At 66.8% G+C, this 19,891-nt stretch carries 23 protein-coding genes; 9 read left to right on the top strand and 14 right to left on the bottom strand.

All coding sequences use genetic code 11. The features are described 5' to 3' along the window. Positions 1-11: 11 nt before the first annotated feature. On the bottom strand, positions 12-536 hold the full coding sequence (locus tag DNJ95_RS06000) for an RnfABCDGE type electron transport complex subunit B (protein ID WP_131183823.1): 525 nt from the start codon (positions 534-536) through the stop codon (positions 12-14). A 37-nt stretch (positions 537-573) separates the two neighbouring features. After that, positions 574-1,149 carry an electron transport complex subunit RsxA gene (gene rsxA / locus DNJ95_RS05995; protein WP_242671879.1) on the bottom strand — a complete coding sequence of 192 codons (576 nt, stop codon included), beginning with the start codon at positions 1,147-1,149 and terminating at the stop codon, positions 574-576. Positions 1,150-1,570: 421 nt separating this feature from the next. Between rsxA and nifL the strand changes: the two genes are divergently transcribed. The 9 genes from nifL (at position 1,571) to grxD (ending at position 9,347) form a co-directional block, all read left to right on the top strand. Then, complete coding sequence (gene nifL, locus DNJ95_RS05990; protein WP_131183821.1) at positions 1,571-3,127, top strand: nitrogen fixation negative regulator NifL; 1,557 nt, start codon at positions 1,571-1,573, stop codon at positions 3,125-3,127. A 19-nt stretch (positions 3,128-3,146) separates the two neighbouring features. Then, a complete protein-coding gene (gene nifA / locus DNJ95_RS05985; RefSeq protein ID WP_131183820.1) occupies positions 3,147-4,712 on the top strand; it encodes a nif-specific transcriptional activator NifA in 1,566 nt (521 codons plus the stop codon). Between the two features lie 98 nt (positions 4,713-4,810). After that, positions 4,811-5,482, top strand: a complete 672-nt coding sequence (locus DNJ95_RS05980; protein WP_131183819.1) for a thiopurine S-methyltransferase — start codon at positions 4,811-4,813, stop codon at positions 5,480-5,482. A gap of 255 nt (positions 5,483-5,737) precedes the next feature. Beyond that, positions 5,738-7,252 carry a nitrogenase cofactor biosynthesis protein NifB gene (gene nifB / locus DNJ95_RS05975; protein WP_131183818.1) on the top strand — a complete coding sequence of 505 codons (1,515 nt, stop codon included), beginning with the start codon at positions 5,738-5,740 and terminating at the stop codon, positions 7,250-7,252. Positions 7,253-7,289: 37 nt separating this feature from the next. Further along, the gene (locus DNJ95_RS05970) at positions 7,290-7,568 is read left to right on the top strand and encodes a 4Fe-4S dicluster domain-containing protein (RefSeq protein WP_131183817.1); all 279 of its coding nucleotides are present in this window, start codon (positions 7,290-7,292) and stop codon (positions 7,566-7,568) included. A gap of 14 nt (positions 7,569-7,582) precedes the next feature. Next, positions 7,583-8,065 (top strand): ArsC/Spx/MgsR family protein, encoded by a 483-nt coding sequence (locus DNJ95_RS05965; protein ID WP_131183816.1) that lies wholly within the window; start codon positions 7,583-7,585, stop codon positions 8,063-8,065. Further along, entirely contained in the window at positions 8,059-8,649 is a 591-nt protein-coding gene (locus DNJ95_RS05960; protein WP_131183815.1) for a nitrogen fixation protein NifQ, read from the top strand. Before DNJ95_RS05965 ends, DNJ95_RS05960 begins: the two co-directional genes overlap by 7 nt. Continuing rightward, positions 8,646-9,002 (top strand): thiosulfate sulfurtransferase GlpE, encoded by a 357-nt coding sequence (locus DNJ95_RS05955; protein ID WP_131183814.1) that lies wholly within the window; start codon positions 8,646-8,648, stop codon positions 9,000-9,002. Before DNJ95_RS05960 ends, DNJ95_RS05955 begins: the two co-directional genes overlap by 4 nt. A 15-nt stretch (positions 9,003-9,017) precedes the next feature. Beyond that, positions 9,018-9,347 (top strand): Grx4 family monothiol glutaredoxin, encoded by a 330-nt coding sequence (grxD, locus tag DNJ95_RS05950; RefSeq protein WP_131183813.1) that lies wholly within the window; start codon positions 9,018-9,020, stop codon positions 9,345-9,347. Between the two features lie 429 nt (positions 9,348-9,776). Here grxD and DNJ95_RS05945 read toward each other — a convergent pair whose 3' ends face one another. From DNJ95_RS05945 to DNJ95_RS05890, 12 genes are all read right to left on the bottom strand, one after another. Further along, positions 9,777-10,319: a flavodoxin gene (locus DNJ95_RS05945; protein WP_131183812.1), complete on the bottom strand. Its 543-nt coding sequence runs from the start codon at positions 10,317-10,319 to the stop codon at positions 9,777-9,779. A 210-nt stretch (positions 10,320-10,529) separates the two neighbouring features. Further along, positions 10,530-11,843, bottom strand: a complete 1,314-nt coding sequence (gene clpX, locus DNJ95_RS05940) for an ATP-dependent Clp protease ATP-binding subunit ClpX (protein ID WP_131183811.1) — start codon at positions 11,841-11,843, stop codon at positions 10,530-10,532. Next, complete coding sequence (gene nifM / locus DNJ95_RS05935) at positions 11,836-12,717, bottom strand: nitrogen fixation protein NifM (RefSeq protein ID WP_131183810.1); 882 nt, start codon at positions 12,715-12,717, stop codon at positions 11,836-11,838. The genes clpX and nifM overlap by 8 nt, the downstream gene beginning before the upstream one ends. Further along, positions 12,707-13,174: a nitrogen fixation protein NifZ gene (locus DNJ95_RS05930; RefSeq protein ID WP_131183809.1), complete on the bottom strand. Its 468-nt coding sequence runs from the start codon at positions 13,172-13,174 to the stop codon at positions 12,707-12,709. The genes nifM and DNJ95_RS05930 overlap by 11 nt, the downstream gene beginning before the upstream one ends. Positions 13,175-13,177: 3 nt before the next feature. Beyond that, positions 13,178-13,525, bottom strand: a complete 348-nt coding sequence (nifW, locus tag DNJ95_RS05925; RefSeq protein WP_131183808.1) for a nitrogenase-stabilizing/protective protein NifW — start codon at positions 13,523-13,525, stop codon at positions 13,178-13,180. Beyond that, complete coding sequence (locus tag DNJ95_RS05920) at positions 13,522-14,061, bottom strand: hypothetical protein (protein ID WP_131183807.1); 540 nt, start codon at positions 14,059-14,061, stop codon at positions 13,522-13,524. The genes nifW and DNJ95_RS05920 overlap by 4 nt, the downstream gene beginning before the upstream one ends. A 12-nt stretch (positions 14,062-14,073) precedes the next feature. Further along, positions 14,074-14,862 carry a serine O-acetyltransferase gene (gene cysE / locus DNJ95_RS05915; protein ID WP_131183806.1) on the bottom strand — a complete coding sequence of 263 codons (789 nt, stop codon included), beginning with the start codon at positions 14,860-14,862 and terminating at the stop codon, positions 14,074-14,076. After that, positions 14,859-16,004: a homocitrate synthase gene (gene nifV / locus DNJ95_RS05910; protein ID WP_131183805.1), complete on the bottom strand. Its 1,146-nt coding sequence runs from the start codon at positions 16,002-16,004 to the stop codon at positions 14,859-14,861. Before nifV ends, cysE begins: the two co-directional genes overlap by 4 nt. A gap of 138 nt (positions 16,005-16,142) precedes the next feature. Beyond that, the gene (gene nifS, locus DNJ95_RS05905; protein WP_131183804.1) at positions 16,143-17,351 is read right to left on the bottom strand and encodes a cysteine desulfurase NifS; all 1,209 of its coding nucleotides are present in this window, start codon (positions 17,349-17,351) and stop codon (positions 16,143-16,145) included. A 1-nt stretch (position 17,352) separates the two neighbouring features. After that, positions 17,353-18,297, bottom strand: coding sequence for a Fe-S cluster assembly protein NifU (nifU, locus tag DNJ95_RS05900; RefSeq protein WP_131183803.1), 945 nt, complete (start codon positions 18,295-18,297; stop codon positions 17,353-17,355). A 56-nt stretch (positions 18,298-18,353) separates the two neighbouring features. Next, positions 18,354-18,677, bottom strand: a complete 324-nt coding sequence (locus DNJ95_RS05895; protein WP_131183802.1) for a HesB/IscA family protein — start codon at positions 18,675-18,677, stop codon at positions 18,354-18,356. Between the two features lie 226 nt (positions 18,678-18,903). Then, entirely contained in the window at positions 18,904-19,674 is a 771-nt protein-coding gene (locus tag DNJ95_RS05890) for a phytanoyl-CoA dioxygenase family protein (RefSeq protein WP_242671870.1), read from the bottom strand. Between the last annotated feature and the right edge of the window lie 217 nt (positions 19,675-19,891).

Here is a 19,891-nt window from a genome sequence, read left to right as displayed (position 1 = left end):
CTGTGGTCGGTTCAGGCGGCCTGGGGTTTGCCCCAGTGCCAGGTGTCCAGGGTCGGCGCCTGCGCTGCCAGGGAAACGCAGCCCTCGGGGCAGGCCTCCAGGCACTTGCCGCAGCCGGTACAGGCGTTGTGCAGCACCGCGTGGATCTGCCCGTTGGCGCCGACGATGGCATCGGTCGGGCAGGCCCGGTAACAGCGCGTACAACCGGTGCATTGTTCGGCCTCGATACTGGCCAGCAGCGGCGCGGGCATCTGCCCGCCCTCCAGCGGCACATCGAGCAGTTGCGCCAGCCGCTCCGCCAGGGCCATGCCCCCCGGCGGGCAGCAGGTCGGCGCGACCTTGCCTTCGGCCAGCGCGGCGGCGGCGGCCGAGCAGCCGGGAAAGCCGCACTGCCCGCACTGGCTGCCCGGCATCGACCGCTCGATTTCCGCCAGCAGCGGATTGTCGCTGGAGACCGCGAAAACCCGTGCCGCCCAGCCCAGCCCCGCGCCCATCAGCCCGCCTATCGCCGCCAGGATCAGTGTCGCCGCCAGCATCGTCATGCTCCTTGCCGGTCCATGCCGGCCGCAGGTTTCAGATCAGTCCGCCAAAGCCCATGAAGGTCAGCGCCAGCAGCCCGGCGCTGACGAAGGCGATCGGCGCCCCGGCGAACGCCGCCGGCACCCGGGCCAGCGCCAGGCGCTCGCGCATGCCGGCGAAGATCACCATGACCAGGGTGAAACCCAGCGCCGAACCGAAGCCGTACAGGCTGGCCTCGGCCAGGCTGTGGTTCTCGCGCACACTGATCAGTGGCACACCGATCACCGCGCAATTGGTGGTGATCAGCGGCAGATAGATGCCCAGCGAGCGGTGCAGCAGTGGGCTGCCCTTGCGGATCAGCAGTTCCATCAACTGCACCAGCCCGGCGATCAGCACGATATAGGCGAGGATGCGCACGAAGCCGATACCCAGCGGCAACAACACATAGTGTTCGATCAGCCAACTGCTGATGCCGCCGATGGTCATCACGAAGGCGGTGGCCAGGCCCATGCTCAGCGAGGCGTCGAGCTTGCTCGACACGCCCATGACCGGACACAGGCCGAGGAAGTGGACCAGCACCATGTTGTTGACCAGCGCGGTACCGATCAGGAACAGCAGGTAATCCATGATTGTGCCCCCAGGTGGCGTATGGAAGATGGCGGCGTGCCCGTTTGTCGGGCGCCGCGTCCTTGCCGAGGGCTTTTGCATCAAGCATGCCACGCCCCGGCACGCCGCCGGAGGGGCCTCCCGGCTCCCGGAAAAGCTGATCCAGATCAAATCACCGGCAGATAAATCCATGCCGCCGGGGCCTCTGCGGCAGTGCTTTGTAGGTTTTCCGACAGAACCCCGCGGGATCGGTGGCGTTCACTGTGGGCTTTGCCACAGAAACCTGGCCATTTCCCCCGCCGGCGCCGCTACATTCACCCGCAGCCCGCGTATCACGGGCACGGCACAGGCTTTGCAAATCCACTCGGGTTGCATGGCCCCTGGCCGCGCTGGCGACAAGCGTGGCGGGTTCGCGGATTCCCGGCAGATCGACGAGGCAACGCCCATGACCGAAGTCACATCGCCCGCCAGCGGCGGCCCGGCGCCGCACGAGAACGCGGAACTCCCCCCCGAAGTCTTCCGGCAGACGGTGGAGCACGCCCCCATCGCCATCTCCATCACCGACCTCAAGGCCAATATCCTCTACGCCAACCGCGCCTTCTCCAGCATCACCGGCTACGACGGCGCGGAAGTGATCGGCCGCAACGAGTCGATCCTTTCCAACGGCACCACCCCGCGCCTGGCGTACCGGGCCCTGTGGAGCCGGCTGGCGCAGAAAAAACCCTGGTCGGGGGTGCTGGTCAACCGGCGCAAGGACGCCAGCCTGTACCTGGCCGAGCTGACCGTGGCGCCGGTGCTCGACGAAGACGAGCGGACCGTCTATTACCTGGGCATGCACCGCGACACCAGTGAACAGCACGAGCTGGAACAGCGGGTCAGCAACCAGCGCCTGATGATCGAGGCGGTGGTCAACGCCTCCCCCGCGGCCATGGTAGTGATGGACGACGAGCAGCGGGTGGTGCTGTCCAACCCGAGCTTCCGCCGGCTGGCCAGCGAGCTGACCGCCGACTGCACCGCCGAAAGCCTGGTGACGCTGCTGCGCGACAACCTCGCCGCGCCCATCGAGGCCCTGGAGCGCCAGGGCGCGACCTTCTCCGGCAAGGAAATCTCCTTCGACCTGGGCGGCAGATCGCCACGCTGGCTGGCCTGCCACGGCATGGCCATCCATGTCGGCGACGAGCGCGCCCAGTTGTTCTTCACCCCCGGCGAGCAACGCTACCTGCTGCTGACCCTCAACGACATCTCCGAACTGCGGCAGCAGCAGCAGGACTCCCAGCTCAACGCGCTCAAGGCGCTGATGGCCGAGGAAGGCCTGCTCGACGGCATGCGCGAGACCTTCAACGGCGCCATCCACCGCCTGCAGGGACCGGTCAACCTGATCAGCGCGGCGACCCGCATGCTCGAGCGGCGCCTCGGCGACAAGGCCGAGAACGACCCGGTGCTGGCGGCCATGCGCGAGGCCAGTGCGGCCGGCATGGAAGCCCTGGAGAACCTCAGCGGCTCGATCCCGCTGCGCATCGCCGAGGCCAAGATGCCGGTCAACGTCAACCAGTTGATCCGCGAAGTCATCACCCTGTGCACCGACAGCCTGCTGGCCCAGGGCATCGTCGTCGACTGGCAGCCGGCGCTGCGCCTGCCCTGGGTGCTCGGCGCCGAATCGCGCCTGCGCAGCATGATCAAGCAACTGGTCGACAACGCCATCGAGGCCATGAGCCAGGGCCATATCCAGCGCCGCGAACTGTTCATCAGCACGCGGGTGGAAAACCAGCAGGTGGTGCGCATGGAAATCAGCGACAGCGGCCCCGGCGTACCCGCCGAACTGGCCCTGAAGATCTTCCAGCCATTCTTCAGCACCAAGCCGCCGCACCGCGCCGGGCGCGGCATGGGCCTGGCCATGGCGCAGGAAATCGTCATCGAGCACGCCGGTATGCTGCATATAGACGGCGACTACCATGAAGGCTGCAGGATGGTGGTCGAACTGCCATTCGCGGCGGCGGGTTGAACCAGCGGAGGATATGCCGATGAACAGCTCGCTCGCCCCGCGCCCCACCACAGCGACGCGCCAGCAGCTCTACGACAGCCAGTTGCAGGCCCTGGCGCGCATCGCCCGTACCCTGAGCCGCGAACAACAGATCGAGGACATACTGGCCAAGGTCCTCGCCGTGCTGCACGAACAGCTCGGCCTGCTGCATGGCCTGGTGTCGATCGGCGACCCGGAAAACGGCATCCTCCAGGTCGGCGCCATCCACAGCGATTCGGAAGCGGTGATCCGCGCCTGCGAAGGGGTGCGCTACCGCATCGGCGAAGGGGTGCTCGGCAACATTTTCAAGCATGGCAACAGCGTGGCACTCGGGCGCATCGCCACGGAGCCGCGCTTTCTCGACCGGCTGGCGCTGTACGACCTGGAAATGCCCTTTATCGCGGTGCCGATCAAGACCCACGAAGGCCACACCATCGGCGTGCTCGCTGCCCAGCCGGACAGCCACGCCGACGAGTTGATGGCCGATCGTACGCGCTTCATGGAAATCGTCGCCAATCTGCTGGCACAGACCGTGCGCCTGGTGGTGAACATCGAGGATGGCCGCGAAGCGAAGGACGAGCGCGACGAACTGCGCCGCGAGGTGCGCGCCAAGTACGGCTTCGAGAACATGGTGGTGGGCCACACCGCCTCCATGCGCCAGGTGTTCGACCAGGTGCGGCGGGTGGCCAAGTGGGACAGCACGGTGCTGATCCTCGGCGAGTCCGGCACCGGCAAGGAACTGATCGCCAGCGCCATCCACTACAACTCGCCGCGCGCACACCGCCCGCTGGTACGCCTGAACTGCGCCGCGCTACCGGAGACCCTGCTCGAATCGGAACTGTTCGGCCACGAGAAAGGCGCCTTCACCGGCGCGGTGAAACAGCGCAAGGGGCGTTTCGAGCAGGCCGACGGCGGCACCCTGTTCCTCGACGAGATCGGCGAGATCTCGCCGATGTTCCAGGCCAAGCTGTTGCGCGTACTGCAGGAAGGCGAACTGGAGCGGGTCGGCGGCAACCAGACGGTCAGGGTCAATGTGCGCATCGTCGCCGCGACCAACCGCGACCTGGAAAGCGAAGTGGAGAAAGGCAAGTTCCGCGAGGACCTCTACTACCGCCTCAACGTCATGGCGATCCGTGTGCCGGCGTTGCGCGAGCGCAGCGCCGACATCCCCGAACTGGCGGAATTCCTCATGGACAAGATCGCCCGCCAGCAGGGACGCAAGCTGAGCATCACCGACAGCGCCATCCGCCTGCTGATGAACCACCGCTGGTCGGGCAACGTGCGCGAGCTGGAGAACTGCCTGGAGCGCTCGGCGATCATGAGCGAGGACGGCAGCATCACCCGCGACGTGGTTTCGCTGACCGGCCTGGGCAACGACAGCGTGCCGCTGGCGCCGCTGCCGGAAGTCGACCTGGCCGACGCAGCCATGGACGACCGCGAGCGGGTCATCGCAGCCCTCGAACAGGCCGGCTGGGTGCAGGCCAAGGCCGCGCGCCTGCTGGGTATGACACCGCGGCAGATCGCCTACCGCATCCAGACCCTGAACATCCATATGCGCAAGATCTGAGCGCCGCGCCCGCCACTAACGGCGCGGCGCGTCCCCACGCATGGCGCTTGCGGCGAAGCCCCATGCCCGCCAACACTTGCCAGACTGCAGGGCACAGCATGACCGACCGCGACAATCAGCTCTGGCTGCGGCTCTGGCGCGAGCGCCGGACCGACTTCCACCAGCGCGGCGTCAACCGCCTGCTCAGCCGCTTCTGGCCCGCCTTCGCCCCGGCCACCGGCAGCCGCGTGTTCGTCCCGTTGTGCGGCAAGAGCCTGGATATGCTCTGGCTGGCCGAGCGCGGCCACGACGTGATCGGCGTGGAACTGAGCCCACTGGCGGTGGCGGCCTTCTTCAGGGAGAACCACCTGCAGCCCAGCAAGCACCGGCAGGGCCGCTTCACCCTCTGGCGGCATGGCCGCATTGCCATCCTCTGCGGCGACTACTTCGCCCTCGCCGCAGCCGACCTGGGGCCGGTCGACAGCGTCTACGACCGCGCCGCCCTCACCGCCCTGCCGCCGACCGTGCGCGCCCGCTACGTGGCGCAGTTGCGGCGCATCGTGCCAGACAGCGCCGGGGTCTTCCTGCTGACCCTGGAAGACGCCGAGGAAGGCGCCAGCCTGCAACAGGCCCAGGGCGTGGACGGGGAACTGGCGGCCCTGTACCGGGCCGACTTCGAGATCGCCCTGACCCACGTGCACAGCCTGTTCGAGACCGACCCGCAAAGCGGCGCGCCATGCCGGGTGGAATACAAGCTGTACCAGCTCAGCGGGAAAGCGCCGGCGGATTAGGCTCGGGAGCGGCGCTACTGTGCGAATGCCCTGGGGATGATTCGCACTGCGCGCGCCCGACAACAGTGGCCAGCACCCCATGCGCGATTGTCGCGTGTGCGACAGCCACCCCCGCAGCGCCCCCGCGCTTTGTTGGCTGCCAGACAAAGCCCCGCCGCCATAGAGCTAAATATCCTTTAGAATCAACAAGATGAAAAACAGGCACGGCACTTGCTCGAGCCCCATGGCAATGACTCTCTCACCCGGAGACCAACCATGGAACTGAGCGTACTTGGGCAAACCGATACCGCGCCGCAAAACGCCGGCGGTTGCTCTTCCGGCTCGTGCGGCAGCAGCGGCGACCAGCTTTCCCACCTGCCGGAGCATATCCGCGAGAAAGTGCAGAACCACCCCTGCTATTCCGAGGAAGCCCACCACTACTTCGCACGCATGCACGTGGCGGTGGCGCCGGCCTGCAACATCCAGTGCCACTACTGCAACCGCAAGTACGATTGCGCCAACGAATCGCGCCCCGGCGTGGTTTCCGAAGTGCTGAGCCCGCAGCAGGCGGTGAAGAAGGTCAAGGCGGTGGCGGCGAACATCCCGCAGATGAGCGTGCTCGGCATCGCCGGTCCCGGCGACCCGCTGGCCAACCCCGCACGCACCTTCGAGACCTTCCGCCTGCTCAGCGAGCAGGCCCCGGACATCAAGCTGTGCGTCTCCACCAACGGCCTGGCGCTGCCCGACTGCGTGGACGAACTGGCCCGGCACAACATCGACCACGTGACCATCACCATCAACTGCGTGGACCCTGAGGTGGGCGCCAGGATCTACCCCTGGATCTACTGGAACAACAAGCGCATCCGTGGCGTCAAGGCCGCCAGGATCCTTATCGAGCGGCAGCAGAAAGGCCTGGAAATGCTGGTCGCCCGGGGCATCCTGGTGAAGGTCAACTCGGTGCTGATCCCCGGCGTCAACGACCAGCACCTCAAGGAAGTCAGCCGCATCGTCAAGGCCAAGGGCGCCTTCCTGCACAACGTCATGCCGCTGATCGCCGAGGCCGAGCATGGCACCTTCTACGGCGTGATGGGCCAGCGCAGCCCCGAGCCGGAGGAACTGCAGGACCTGCAGGACGCCTGCGCCGGCGACATGAACATGATGCGCCACTGCCGCCAGTGCCGCGCCGACGCGGTCGGCCTGCTCGGCGAGGACCGTGGCGACGAGTTCACCCTGGACAAGATCGAGGAGATGGAAATCGACTACGAGGCGGCCATGCTCAAGCGCGCCGTCATCCATGCCGCGATCAAGGAGGAACTGGACGAGAAGGCGGCGAAGAAGGCGCGCCTGAACGGCATGTCGGTGCCCGCCCTGCCCGGCGACGCAACGACCAGGCGCCAGCGCCCGGTGCTGATGGCCGTGGCCACCAGCGGCGGCGGCCTGATCAACCAGCACTACGGGCACGCCCGGGAGTTCCTGGTCTACGAAGCCTCGCCGGCCGGCGTACGCTTCATCGGCCACCGCAAGGTCGAGCAGTACTGCATCGGCGACGACAGTTGCGGGGAGAAGGAAAGCGCGCTGTCCGCCGGTATCCGCGCCCTGAAGGGGTGCGAGGCGGTGCTCTGCTCGAAGATCGGTTTCGAACCCTGGAGCGCACTGGAGGCCGCCGGTATCCAGCCCAACGGCGAACATGCCATGGAGCCCATCGAGGAAGCGGTGCTGGCGGTCTACCAGGAAATGATCCGCGACGGACGCCTGGAGCAGGATAGCGCCCCACTCAGGGCCGAGGCCTGAGTGGGGCGGTGGAACGACCGATGACGGGAGGTGCGAAATGGCATTGAATATAGTGGAAGCGTGCGTCAACTGCTGGGCCTGCATGGATGTCTGCCCGAGCGAGGCGATCTACCGTGGCAGCGCGCACTTCAGCATCAACGCGCACAAGTGCACCGAGTGCGACGGCGACTACGCCGAGCAGCAGTGCGCGAGCATCTGCCCGATCGAGGGCGCCATCGAGCTGGCCGACGGCAGCCCGGCCAACCCGCCGGGGTCGCTGACCGGCATTCCCCCCGAGCGCCTGGCCGAAGCCATGCGCGAAATCCAGGCCCGTTGAAGGAGAGCACGCTCATGTCCTGCATCGTCTTCTACGAAAAACCCGGCTGCGCCACCAATGGCCTGCAGAAACGACTGCTGCGGGCGGCCGGCCTGCAACTGGAAGTACGCGACCTGCTCAGCGAACCCTGGAGCCGCGAACGCCTGCGGCCCTTCTTCGGCGAGCGGCCGGTGGCCGAGTGGTTCAACCTCTCGGCGCCGGCGATCAAGCACGGCGAAGTGGCCCCCCACACCCTGGACAGCGAACAGGCGCTGGCGCTGATGCTTGCCCAGCCCCTGCTGATCCGCCGCCCACTGCTGCAGTATGGCGAGCAGCGCATGGTCGGTTTCGACCCGCACGAACTCAGCCGCCTGTTGCCCGGCCAGGACGCCCTGGCGCGGCTGCCGGCCGACCTCGACGGTTGCCGCCACGGCAGCGCTGGCCATGGCGGCAACACCCAGGCCAGCGGCGGCGCCCAAATCAGTAGCTGCGCCCCGGCGCAGGCCTCGTCATGCTGACGCAACTGGCCGCCAGGCCGCGCCTGGCACCCGCGCCGGCGAGCGCCAGGCGGACGCCCAACCAGGCCTGGCTGCAGCAGATCATCCGCGCCCAGCGCACAGGGCAGAGTTGCCTGCCCTTCCAGCTCGGCCTGGACCGCCATGACTACCGCGCACTGATCCAGGCGTTCCCGGAATGGCGCTGGCGGACCCAGGCCAGCCAGCCCCCACTGCTGCGCGAATGCAGCGAACTGCGCGAGGAACTGCGCAGCCTGCGCCGCGACGAATGGCAGGAGCTGCGCGCACTGCTGCTGGCCGGGCGACGCGGCGGCGACCCGGACGAAGCCCTGCTGGCCGGTATCGTCGCCGCCGCCTGCCTCGGCAGCGACCACCTGTGGCGCGACCTGGGCCTGACTTCGCGGCTGCAGTTGCGCGAACTGCTGGAGCACAACTTCCCGGTGCTGGTCATGCGCAACGTACAGGACATGCGCTGGAAGAAATTTTTCTACAAACAACTGTGCGAGCAGGACGGTGGCTACATCTGCCGCTCGCCCAGTTGCGATCAATGCCCGACCCACCATGACTGCTTTGGAGAAGAACCATGAGCGACTTCACCCACCTCAGTGTCGAACAGGCCGAAGACCTGCTGAACCGGCAAGACAACGTCATGCTGCTCGACATCCGCGCCGCCCGCGACTACAGCCAGGGGCACGACCCACGCGCCATCCACCTCAGCGACCTGACCCTGGGCACCCTGCTCAAGCACACGCCGAAGCAGACGCACCTGATCGTCTGCTGCTACCAGGGCAAGGCCAGCCAGGACATGGCGCGCCTGTTCAGCGACTTCGGCTTCAGCCACAGCTACAGCCTCGACGGCGGCTACGAAGCCTGGCGCCAGGCCCACCACCAGTACCGCGCGCCGCAGCGCCAGGCCGAGCGGCGCCAAGCCGCGCTGTAGACCGGAGAAATCGCCATGCAGGTACTCGATACGGAAAGCCGCATCCGCCAGCAGATCGCCGACAACCCGGTGATCCTCTATATGAAGGGCAACCCCGAGGCGCCGGAATGCGGCTTCTCCCGCGCCGCCGTGGCGGCGCTGAAAAACACCGGCCAGCCGTTCGCCTTCGTCAACGTACTGAACGCCCCGCACATCCGCGAGAAACTACCGCGGATCTCGCAGTGGCCCACCTACCCCCAGTTGTTCGTCAATGGCGAACTGGTCGGCGGCTGCGACATCATCCTCGGCATGGAAGCCGACGGCAGCCTGAAGACCTTGCTCGAGAACGCTCCGGCGCAAGGCTGACAAGGATGGGAGCGGCCTTGGCCGCGCAGTGCTTGAAGTGTTCTCGTAGCCTGGGTTGAGCGCAGCGATACCCAGGGCATGCGCTCGATGGGTATCGCTGCGCTCAACCCATCCTACAAGCCAAAAATTTAATAATGATTTGAGTCATCACTTTCTTCGACAGCATGAGCAATAAAGGAGCCAGGCCTTTCACCTGTTTATGCGCCTGGGAGGAAGATTCCGCTGCTGGCTGGATCAGCCTATGGCCTGAGCGCTTTGGATAAAGAACGGGGAGCGCCCGCCAGGGCGCCGCTCGATACGCCGGACTGCCTAGCGGCAGCCCCCTTCCGCGGGGGCTACGGTGTGTGCACATCTTCGCCCCTGGGGATCGGCGTTCCTGTGCGAATGCCAATCCGTGCGCTACTTCCCGGAGCGCACGCTACGGGCCCATCAAAGCGGCAGATCGAAATCCGCGGCGATCGATTTCAGCCAGGTATCCAGGCGTTCCTCGGTCAGGCCGCTCTGGTTGTCCAGGTCCAGCGCCAGGCCGACGAACTTGCCGTCGACCAGGGCCGCGGAATGCTCGAACTCGTAACCCTCGCTAGGCCAGGCGCCGACCAGCCGGGCGCCGCGTTCGGTGAAGAAGTTGTACAGCTCGATCAGCGCATCGAGGAACTCCTCGCCATAGCCCACCTGGTCGCCCAGGCCGAACAGGGCGATGGTCTTGCCGCTGAAATCGAAGCCTTCCAGCCTGGGCAGGAACTCTTCCCAGCTCTCGTTCTCGCAATCGGCACTGGTGCCCGGCAACTGGCCATCGCCAAGGGTCGGGGTGCCGAGGATCAGATGGGAATAGGCGGCGAACTCCTCCAGCGTGGTGCGATTGACGTTCAGCGGATCGGCGACGGTGTCGTCGTCGAAGCGTTTCTTGATCAGTTTGGCGACCTTGCGGGTTTTCCCCGTGTTGGTGCCGAAGAAGAGTCCAATCCTGGCCATGGTTCACCTCGGGCTACGTGTGGAATACAAGTCTGGGAAGCGCGGCTGTCGCGCGCCCCGGTTGTCTATCAGCAGGAAACAGGCCAGCCCCCCGCCTCCGGGGAAAATTCATAACCAAATGATATGAAAGGATTTTTTAATCAAAGAGCGAAACCCCCTGGGGCAAACCCGACGTAGCCCGGGGAAGGCTTCTGTCGGGATTGCGACAAATCACAGGTCGAGTGTCATCCGCGGCGCCGCCGGTAGCGGAGGCCTCTCGCCGCTCACGGGCGGCGCCGTCTCGTCCAGGCTGCGCAGCACCTCCAGGCGCTCGCCGGCGGCGTCCTCGACCAGCGTCAGGGTGCAGCGGCGTACCCCCGGCTGCGACGGCATGCTGAACATGGTCGGCTGCAACGCCGCCTCCAGCGCCGCGCGCAGGCCACGCGCGCCGGTCTTGCGCTGCAGCGCCTGGCTGGCGATGAAGTCGAGGGCGGCGGGGGTGACTTCCAGCGTCACGCCCTGATAGGCGAACAACTGCTGGTACTGCTTGACCAGGGCGTTGCGCGGCTCGCTGAGAATGCGCAGCAAGGTGGCGTGGTCCAGTTCCTGGAGGAAGGTGATGACCGGGAAGCGACCGATGAACTCGGGGATCAGGCCGAAACCATGCAGGTCGTCCGGCAGCAGCGCGGCGAGCAGTTCGTTGATCCCCGGCTGCACCGGGCGCGGCGCGGCGAGGAAGCCGATATCGCTGGCCAGCGGCTGCAGGCGGCTGCCGATCAGCTCCTCCAGGCCGGCGAAGGCGCCACCGGCGATGAACAGGATATTGCGCGTGTCGACCACCTGCTCCTCGCCATGCTCGTTGCGCCGGCCGGTCTTGGCGATACGCACCTCGCTGCCCTCGATCATCTTCAGCAGGGCCTGCTGCACGCCCTCGCCGGAGATGTCGCGCACCGCCGTACCGCCGCTGCCGCGCCGGGCCAGCTTGTCCACCTCGTCGATATAGACGATGCCCCACTGCGCCAGGTGCACGTCGCCGGAAGCGGCGTCCAGCAGCCGCGCGATGATGCTGTCGACATCGTCGCCGACGTAGCCGGCCTGGGTCAGGGTGGTGGCGTCGGCCGTGGCGAAGGGCACCCCCAGGGTACGCGCCAGGGTGCGCACCAGCAGGGTCTTGCCGGTGCCGGACGGTCCGGCCATGAGGATATTGGCTTTCTCCAGCTCGACCTGCTCGCCAAGCCGGCAGGCCGGCTCACGGTCGCTGTTGAGCAGCCGCAGGTAGTGGTTGTAGACCGCCACCGCGAGGGTTTCCTTGGCGCTCTCCTGGCCGATCACCGACTCGTCGAGCAGTTGCTTGTAGGCCATCGGCGTGCGCAGTTGCGGCGCCAGTTGCTGGCTCTTGCGCCGCGCGCCCCAACTGCTCACGACCTGGTGCGCGAGGTTGACGCAGGCTTCGCAGATGCGCCCTTGGTTACCGGCGATCAAGGGCACGCTCAGGCTCTTTTCCACGCCGCAGAAGGAACAGCAGGGTTTTTCGCTATCAGCCATGGGCCTGGTTCTCCATAGGGGGGGCCTGTTGCAGCAGGCTTTCCAGCCAGCGCCGCTGGTGGGCTTGGCGCTGGCGCTGCTGGAGCGTCTCGCGCAGGTGTGGCAGGACAGCCTCCAGCGGCAGTTGCATGGCCGGTACGACGGCTTCGCACAGCAGCAGGTGGAAGCCCAGCGGCGACTCGACGACCGGGCCGATCCGCCCTGGCTGCAGGGCGAACAGGCAGGCGTCGAGTTCCGGGTAGAGCATGCCCGGGCGGATGTTACCGAGCTGGCCGCCCTGCAGCGAGGTGGGGCATTCCGAATGCTTCAGCGCCTGCTCGGCGAAGCGCTCCGGCTTGCTGCGCAGGCGCCCGGCGATCGCCTCGATGCGTGCCAGCGCCGCCTCGCGGATGTTCTCCGGGTAGTCGGGGTTGACGGTGATGAGGATGTGCCGTGCCTGGCGCGAGGGCGGCCGCAGGAAGCGCTCCGGATGGTTGAAGTAATACAGCCCGAGATCGGTATCGCTGAGCGCCGGCAAGCCGGCGCAGACCCGCTCCAGCACCGCCTCGACCTTCAGTTCGCGAGCCAGCAGCCCACGCACCTGCCGCCCGTCCAGGCCACTGTCGTGCAGCGCCTGTTGCAGCGCGGCGGGGCTTGCATAGCGCTCGCCGATCTGCTTCCAGGCCTGCTCCACCTGGGCCGGCGGGATCACCACGCCGAGCGCCTGCGGGCTGCGCAGCACCGCGCCCTCGATCTGCAGGTGACGCTCGACGATACGCCGGGCCTGCTGCAACTGCCCTTCGTCGAGCTCGCCCGGGCCCCGGCCGAAACGCTCATGGGCCACCTTCAGCAAGAGGTAGCGGGCATCGCCGTCAAGGCGAACGTCAGTGCCCATGCTGCGGCCCTCCGGACAAGAGTGGCGCCAGGCTGTGCTCGGGCACCTGCAGGGTGCGCCCATTGTCGAAATACACGTGGTATTCGATGCCATGGGGCAGGTCGCGCAGCACCTTCTCGATGCTGCCCGCCTGCCCCTTGGACACCACCACTTCGCCACCGATAGCCAGCGCGCGGCTGGCCTGCACCGGGTCGCGGAACTCGTACAGATTGGCTATCCAGGGCTCCGCGGCCGGGATCAGCTCCTCCTCGCGGCAGCCGACGGTGCGCCCGGCGTCGAGGAAGTGCACCCGGTAGATCAGTTGATCCTGCAGGTAGGTGCCGACATCGTAGACGCAACCCACGGCGCCACGGCGGATCAGCAGCGCGCCGGTTTCCATGCCCGGATAGGTGCCATCGTTGCGCACATTGCGGATCAGGCGGACTTGTGCACCATAGTCGAATCGCGGCAGGCTCATGGCTCAGCTCGACAGTTGGTCGATGGAGACGAAGGTGACCTGCGGCTCTTGCATGCGGAACACCTTGAAGACCTTCTCGGTCTGCGCGTCGGAGACGACGAAATCCTCGTAGGCGCGCCTCAGCAGTTGGCTGTAGACGGCCTGGCGCGCCGCATCCGCGTGCCCGTCGAGGTCGCCGGTCTGGCCCAGGTAGTCGTGGTAGCGCTGCATGATGTGCAGGCGGTTGATATGCACCACGTCCTCGGCGTAGGACACGCCGAAGAAGTCGAGGAAATCCTCAGCCGAGACCAGCTCCTCCATGGCCTCGTCCAGCGTCAGGCCATCGTCCGGGGAGAAATGTCGTTTGTTCATGGCTGAGTCTCCATTGCAGGCACAGTGGGAAAAGGCAGGATTTCGGCATCGTTCTCCGCCAGCACGTCGAGCAGCAGGCGAGCGCCGAGGCGGTCGCCTGCGTCCAGTTCGACGACCTTGGCGAGCATCGCCTTGCCCTGCTCGAAGTGGCCCAGGCGCAGGCACAGGTAGCCGGCGCCCTTGAGCGACAGCAGGTAGAAACGCAGCAGGCCGATGCCCTGCTCGACGGCATAGGCCAGGTGCCCCAGGCGGACATCGCGCCAGACCGGCGGCAGGCCCAGGCGCGGCGCGACGCAGGCCATCGCCCGCGCGGCAATGGCCAGGGCATCTTGGTAACGATGCTGGTAGTAGTAGAAGCGGTACAGTCCGACCAGCACGATGAGGCTGTCCGGGGCCAGTTCCTGCGCCTCCAGCAACGGCTGCTCGGCCGTGCCGCCGGCGTAGCGTCGGGCCGCATCGGCCAGGCGATGGGCGACCTGCTCCGGCAGTTGCTCATCGAAATACAGGTCGTCGCCGTTGAAATCCTGCAGGTCCATGCCGCGCCTCCGTCACTTGCTCGTCGAATGGTTGGCGACCAGTCGCGAGGGCTGGCCCAGGGTGACGGCGCCGCCGGCGCAGTCGTGCTCGCAGATGGCGTTGTCCGCATCGCAGCCCTGGTAGAACTGCCGCTGGCTGCCGGCGGCGGCCAGGCCGCCCGCCTCGAGCCGCTTCTCCAGGATGTCGATACGTTCCAGCAGACAGGCGATAGCCTTGCCCACGGGGTCGGGAATCAGGTGGTGGTCGAGGTCGACGCCATAGGGGTTGGGCTGCCCGGCCTGGCGCAAGCGCACCACCCTGCCGGGGATGCCGACAACGGTGCAGCCGGGCGGTACGTCCGCCACCACCACCGAGTTGGCGCCGACCCGGGCGCCGGCGCCGATGCTGATCGGCCCGAGGATCTTGGCCCCGGCGCCGACCAGCACGCCATCGCCCAGGCTCGGATGGCGCTTGCCCTTGCGCCAACTGGTGCCGCCGAGGGTGACACCGTGGTAGAGGGTCACGTCGTCGCCGATTTCGGCGGTCTCGCCGATCACCACGCCAGCGCCATGGTCGATGAAGAAGCGCTTGCCGATGGTCGCGCCGGGGTGGATGTCGACATTGCTCAGCAGCCGCGCGAGGAATGCCAGCAGGCGCGCCGGGTAGCGCCAGCCGTGCCGCCACAGGCGATGGCCGAGGCGATGCAGGAGGATCGCATGCACCCCGGGGTAGGTGGTCAGCACCTCGAAGCGGGTGCGCGCGGCCGGGTCGCGCTGGAACACGCAGCCGACATCCTCGCGCCACTCGGCCAGCAGGCTCATGACAGGGCTCCGGATACCACGTCGGCGTCGCCGAGCTGCCGGTAGAAGGACTCCAGCTCGAACGTCTGCGGGCTGCGCTTGGTCAGGGTGGAAAAGGCGCGGATGCGACCGAGCAAGGCGCGGCTCTGCCATTCCAGCAATTCGATGCCCATGGCCCGGTAGCTGGCCTCGACCATGCGCGAACCGGAATGCTTGCCCAGCACCAGGCTGTGGCTGCGGCCAAGCTCATCGGGGTCGAGGCCCTGGTAGTTGCTGCGGTGCTTGAGCAGGCCATCGACGTGGATGCCCGCCTCGTGGGTGAACACCCCGGCGCCGACCACACTCTTGTGCCAGGCCACCTGGCGCCCCGAGGCCTGCTCCACCAGCGCGGAAATCCCCGGGATGCCGCGGCTGTCGATACCGCAGTCGATGCCGTGCAGGTGCCTGAGGGCCAGCACGCACTCCTCCAGGGCGGCATTGCCGGCGCGCTCGCCGAGGCCGTTGACCGTGGTGTTGATATGGCTGGCGCCGCCCGCCACCGCCGCCAGGGTATTGGCCGTGGCCAGGCCGAAATCGTCGTGGGCGTGCACTTCCAGTTCCAGGTCCAGGCGCTGGCGCAGGAAGCGGAAGCGCTCGCGCATGGCGAACGGCTCCATCACCCCCACCGTATCGGCGAAACGCAGGCGCCTGGCGCCGGCGGCCTGGGCCACCTCGGCGACCCGGACGATGAACTCGGGATCGGCGCGCGAGGCATCCTCGCAGCCCAGGCACACCTCCAGGCCGGCCATGCGCGCGTCGCCGACCAGCCGGGTGACCTGGGCCAGGGCCCAGTCGCGGTCACGCTCGAGCTTGTGGCGCAGCATCAGGTCGGAGACCGGCAGCGACAGGTCGACCATGCCCACGCCGCTGCCACGCGCCGCCTGCAGGTCGAGGTCGCACAACCGGCACCAGGCCAGCAAGCGCGCCGGCAGGCCAAGGCCGGCGATGGCGCGCATCACCTCGCACTCCTCCTCGCCCATGGCGGGGATGCCGACCTCCAGCTCCGCTACGCCGATGGCTACCAGGGCGCGGGCGATGGCCAGCTTCTCCTCGGCATTGAAGGCCACGCCGGCACCCTGTTCGCCATCGCGCAGGGTGGTGTCGTCGATGATCACTGTGTTCATGACTGCCTCCAGATAGTGCAATGCCACGGCGGGTCTGCGCTTTGCGCAGGAGCCAGCTTGCCGGCGATACTTTCGGTCGACTGATCGCCAGCAAGCTGGCTGCTGCACCAGGGGCCACGGCTTCGGGGTCGAGCCGCCCTAGGCGTAGACCGGGGCGAACGCCTGGTCGGGCTCCTCCGCCGGGCCGCTACCGTTCCAGTAGGGCGACAACTTGCGCAACTGCGCGATGATCGGCGGCACTTCGCGGATCACATGTTCGATCTCGACATCGGTGGTGTAGCGCGACAGGGAAAAACGCACGGTGCCATGGGCGGCGGTGTAGGGAATGTCCATGGCGCGCATCACATGGGACGGCTCCAGCGAACCGGAGGTGCAGGCCGAACCGCTGGAGGCGGCGATGCCGACCTTGTTCAGCAGCAGCAGGATAGCCTCGCCCTCGATGTACTCGAAGGCGATGTTGGCCGTGTTCGGCAGGCGGTTGTCCGGATCGCCGGTGACGAAGGCATAGGGCACCGCGGCGAGGATGCCGGCCTCGAGCTTGTCGCGCAGGCGCCGCACCTCGGTGTTCTCGTGCTCCATGAACTGCAGCGCACGCTCGGCCGCCACCCCGAGGCCGACGATCGACGCGGCGTTCTCGGTGCCGGCGCGGCGCCCGCGCTCCTGGTGGCCGCCGCGCAGCAGCGGGCGGAAGCGCGTGCCGCGGCGCAGGTAGAGCACACCGATGCCCTTGGGCGCGTGCAGCTTGTGCCCGGACAGCGAGAGCATGTGGATCGACGAGTTCTTCAGGTCCAGCGGCAGCTTGCCCACCGCCTGTACCGCGTCGGTGTGGAACATCACCCCGGCCTCGTCGGCCATTCGCGCCATCTCCTCGACCGGAAACAACGTACCGGTCTCGTTGTTGGCCCACATCACCGAGACCAGCGCCACGTCGTCGTCCAGCAGTTCGGCGTAGGCGGCGAGATCCAGGCGGCCGCGCTTGTCCACCGCCAGCTTGTGCACGGTGTAGCCCTCGCCGGCCAGGTAGTCGCACAGGGTCAGCACCGCCGGGTGCTCGACCGTAGTGGTGATCAGCGTCTTGCGCTCCGGCTGGGCCTTGAGCGCCGAAAGGATGGCAGTGGAGTCGGACTCCGAACCGCAGGAGGTGAAGATGATTTCCGAGTCGTGCTCGGCGCCGAGCAGTTTCTGCACGCTCTGCCGGGCCTTCTTCAGCGCCAGGCCGACCTGGTTGCCGAAGCGGTGCAACGACGAGGGATTGCCGAAGTGCTCGGTGAAGAACGGCAGCATGGCCTGGACCACTTCGTCGTCCACCCGGGTGGTGGCGTTGTTGTCGAGATAGACGTCTTTCATCTCACACCCCCGCCAACTGTGCATGGGCCGGCGAACTGACCGGGACCACCTTGACGAACTCGCCCAGTTCCTCGATCAGGCGCTGCTGGATGCCGCCCAGGGTCATGCTGGCCATCTGGCAACCGGTGCAGGCGCCGGTCAGCTTGACGTAGACGTTCTTGCCCTCGACATCGAGCAGCTCCACGTCGCCGTGATCGCGCTGCAGGGTCGGGCGGATCGACTCCAGTACCTGCTCGATGCGGCGGATGCGCTGCAGGTTGGTCAGGCCTGGGGCCGGGGCCGCAGCGGCTGGGGTCTCGGCCGCCTCGATATTCACCAGCGGCGCTTTCGCCGCTTTCTTCTTCGCGCCGGTGCCCGCCGGCACGAATATCTCGCCCCGCGCGGCCAGCTCTTCGCTGAGCAGTTCCTCGATCTTTTCGTGGCAGGCCGAACAGCCGCCTCCGGCCTTGGTGTAGTTGGTCACCTCCTCGACACTGGACAGGCAGTTGGCGCGGATGGTATCGCGCACCATCACCTCGTCCACGGCGAAGCACTTGCAGACCAGCGCGCCTTCCTCGTGGTCGTCCTCCAGTGCCTCGCCACGGTAGTTGGCGACCGCCGCCTGCAGCGCCTCGCGGCCCATCACCGAACAGTGCATCTTTTCCGGCGGCAGGCCGTCGAGGAAATCGGCGATGTCCTGGTTGCTGATCTTCAGCGCCGCGTCGACGCTAAGGCCCTTGACCATCTCGGTCAGTGCCGAGGACGAGGCGATAGCCGAACCGCAGCCGAAGGTCTGGAAGCCGGCATCGAGGATCACATCCGTATCCGGGTCGACCTTCAGGGTCAGGCGCAGGGCGTCGCCGCAACTGAGCGAGCCGACATCGCCGGTGGCGTTGGCATCGGGCACCGCGCCGGCGTTCTTCGGGTTGTAGAAGTGTTCTTTGACCTTTTCCGAATAATCCCACATGACAATTGATCTCCCGGTGAGTCAGGGGCCGCCATTGCCGCGGGCCCCGGAGCGAACTAGCAGGCGAATGACTTGCCGCAGCTGCAGCTCTTGCTCGCGTTCGGATTGACGAAGGTGAAACCGCTGCCCTCCATGCTTTCGACGAAATCCATGGTGACGCCCTCGAGCAACGGCGCACTGCCGTCATCGATCAGCACGGTGATGCCGCCACAGTCGATGAGCAGGTCGCCGTCGGCGTCCCGCTCCTCCAGTTTCAGGCTGTACTTGAGCCCGGAGCAGCCGCCATCCTCGACACGGATGCGCAAGCCCGCGGTCGGCTTGTCCGTGCTGCTGATAAAACGGTTGATCGCGGTCTTGGCGCTCTCGGTCAGGATAATCATCGGTCTCTCTCCTCAGGCAGTTGCGGACAACCTGGCGAAAGGACTGGTGCAAAGCCGATGCCATAGCGGAAAGTGCTTTTCAATCAGATGATTGGCGTTAAAACCAAGGAGCAGGGCCATGTCGTGAACGACACCCTGGAGGGACTTTGTCGAGTTTGTGACAATGCCGGACGCAGCGGCTCACAACCTCGCGAGGCGCAGTTGGAGGCGGCTTCCGAGCGGTCGCTCAGAAGGCCGCATCGGCGAAGTAATGGTTGCGATGCAACTGGTCGGCGCCGAAACGCGCCACCAGGCAGGCGTGGCTATCCAGCCGCTTCGCGGTGACCACCAGGCCCTGCTGCTGGACCAGCACGTCGCCCTTGCGCAGGGCCAGTACCCGCATGCCGGTGTCGCCCTGCGCGGAACGCTCGCGCAGCACCTGCAGCAACTGCGCCTCCAGGCCGAACCACTGTTGCAGGCTGACGCCGTCCTCGCGCATGCGCTGGATACGCGAGGCCAGGCCAGGTTCCGAAGCCAGCAGCCGGCGCAGGCATTCGCGGGTGCGCGCATGGCTGCCCGGCCAGACCCGCAGGCCGGCCTCCAGCGGGATATCGCGCAGGGCTATCCAGGCCCCCAGGTGCGGGCTGGGGCCGATGCTGGCATTGCAGGCGCAAAGCACCTGCTCGTCATCCGGCGTACCGATATCGAGCAGGAAGCAGCTTTCCCCGGCGAGGATATTCAGCGATGCCAGCAGCCGCTCGTGCAGCGCCAGGTCCAGCCCGCCGCTGGCGCGAAAGGCATGCGTATGGCGCAGCCGGCGCACCGCCGGGTGCGCCGGCCAGGGCGTGGCCGCCGCATATTCGCTGCGCAAGCGTTGCGCGGCGACCGTCGCCAGATGGCGATCGACCACCTCCGTCGGCAGGCAGCCACGCAACAGCAGGAAGCCATCGCGGGAAAAGGCGAAACTGTCCAGCAGGGGTGAAGCGAGGTGTGCGTTCATTCGTGCGTGTGCGTTCATCGGACTTGCCTCCTGCGCATCGTGCGCCCCTAAAAGAAAATACGTCTCAACAAGATCAATGCAAGCAGTATTTTTCCTATATCCACGACACTATCGTTAATGCAATCACGCAGGCAATCTCCGTGCCCCTTTTCATCGGCACTGCACAGAAAATGACGAGGATGGCTATATCGGGGAGGCTATAAGCGCTATGCGCTGATAGTGTGCGGAAGAAGCG

It is taken from the genome of Stutzerimonas kirkiae, assembly GCF_004327335.1.
Classification (GTDB): domain Bacteria; phylum Pseudomonadota; class Gammaproteobacteria; order Pseudomonadales; family Pseudomonadaceae; genus Stutzerimonas; species Stutzerimonas kirkiae.
This window is presented reverse-complemented; position numbering and strand designations above follow the sequence as displayed.

Bases quoted from the DNA above. Each gene is read 5' to 3' on its own strand.
- DNJ95_RS05955 (WP_131183814.1), top strand. From the start codon at position 8,646: ATGAGCGACTTCACCCACCTCAGTGTCGAACAGGCCGAAGACCTGCTG.
- nifU (WP_131183803.1), bottom strand. From the start codon at position 18,297: ATGTGGGATTATTCGGAAAAGGTCAAAGAACACTTCTACAACCCGAAG.
- clpX (WP_131183811.1), bottom strand. From the start codon at position 11,843: ATGGCTGATAGCGAAAAACCCTGCTGTTCCTTCTGCGGCGTGGAAAAG.
- DNJ95_RS05960 (WP_131183815.1), top strand. From the start codon at position 8,059: ATGCTGACGCAACTGGCCGCCAGGCCGCGCCTGGCACCCGCGCCGGCG.
- grxD (WP_131183813.1), top strand. From the start codon at position 9,018: ATGCAGGTACTCGATACGGAAAGCCGCATCCGCCAGCAGATCGCCGAC.
- DNJ95_RS05930 (WP_131183809.1), bottom strand. From the start codon at position 13,174: ATGAGCCTGCCGCGATTCGACTATGGTGCACAAGTCCGCCTGATCCGC.
- nifB (WP_131183818.1), top strand. From the start codon at position 5,738: ATGGAACTGAGCGTACTTGGGCAAACCGATACCGCGCCGCAAAACGCC.
- DNJ95_RS05965 (WP_131183816.1), top strand. From the start codon at position 7,583: ATGTCCTGCATCGTCTTCTACGAAAAACCCGGCTGCGCCACCAATGGC.
- nifV (WP_131183805.1), bottom strand. From the start codon at position 16,004: ATGAACACAGTGATCATCGACGACACCACCCTGCGCGATGGCGAACAG.
- nifL (WP_131183821.1), top strand. From the start codon at position 1,571: ATGACCGAAGTCACATCGCCCGCCAGCGGCGGCCCGGCGCCGCACGAG.
- DNJ95_RS05890 (WP_242671870.1), bottom strand. From the start codon at position 19,674: ATGAACGCACACGCACGAATGAACGCACACCTCGCTTCACCCCTGCTG.
- DNJ95_RS05895 (WP_131183802.1), bottom strand. From the start codon at position 18,677: ATGATTATCCTGACCGAGAGCGCCAAGACCGCGATCAACCGTTTTATC.
- DNJ95_RS05970 (WP_131183817.1), top strand. From the start codon at position 7,290: ATGGCATTGAATATAGTGGAAGCGTGCGTCAACTGCTGGGCCTGCATG.
- DNJ95_RS05945 (WP_131183812.1), bottom strand. From the start codon at position 10,319: ATGGCCAGGATTGGACTCTTCTTCGGCACCAACACGGGGAAAACCCGC.
- nifM (WP_131183810.1), bottom strand. From the start codon at position 12,717: ATGGGCACTGACGTTCGCCTTGACGGCGATGCCCGCTACCTCTTGCTG.
- nifS (WP_131183804.1), bottom strand. From the start codon at position 17,351: ATGAAAGACGTCTATCTCGACAACAACGCCACCACCCGGGTGGACGAC.
- cysE (WP_131183806.1), bottom strand. From the start codon at position 14,862: ATGAGCCTGCTGGCCGAGTGGCGCGAGGATGTCGGCTGCGTGTTCCAG.
- DNJ95_RS06000 (WP_131183823.1), bottom strand. From the start codon at position 536: ATGCTGGCGGCGACACTGATCCTGGCGGCGATAGGCGGGCTGATGGGC.
- nifW (WP_131183808.1), bottom strand. From the start codon at position 13,525: ATGAACAAACGACATTTCTCCCCGGACGATGGCCTGACGCTGGACGAG.
- DNJ95_RS05980 (WP_131183819.1), top strand. From the start codon at position 4,811: ATGACCGACCGCGACAATCAGCTCTGGCTGCGGCTCTGGCGCGAGCGC.
- nifA (WP_131183820.1), top strand. From the start codon at position 3,147: ATGAACAGCTCGCTCGCCCCGCGCCCCACCACAGCGACGCGCCAGCAG.
- DNJ95_RS05920 (WP_131183807.1), bottom strand. From the start codon at position 14,061: ATGGACCTGCAGGATTTCAACGGCGACGACCTGTATTTCGATGAGCAA.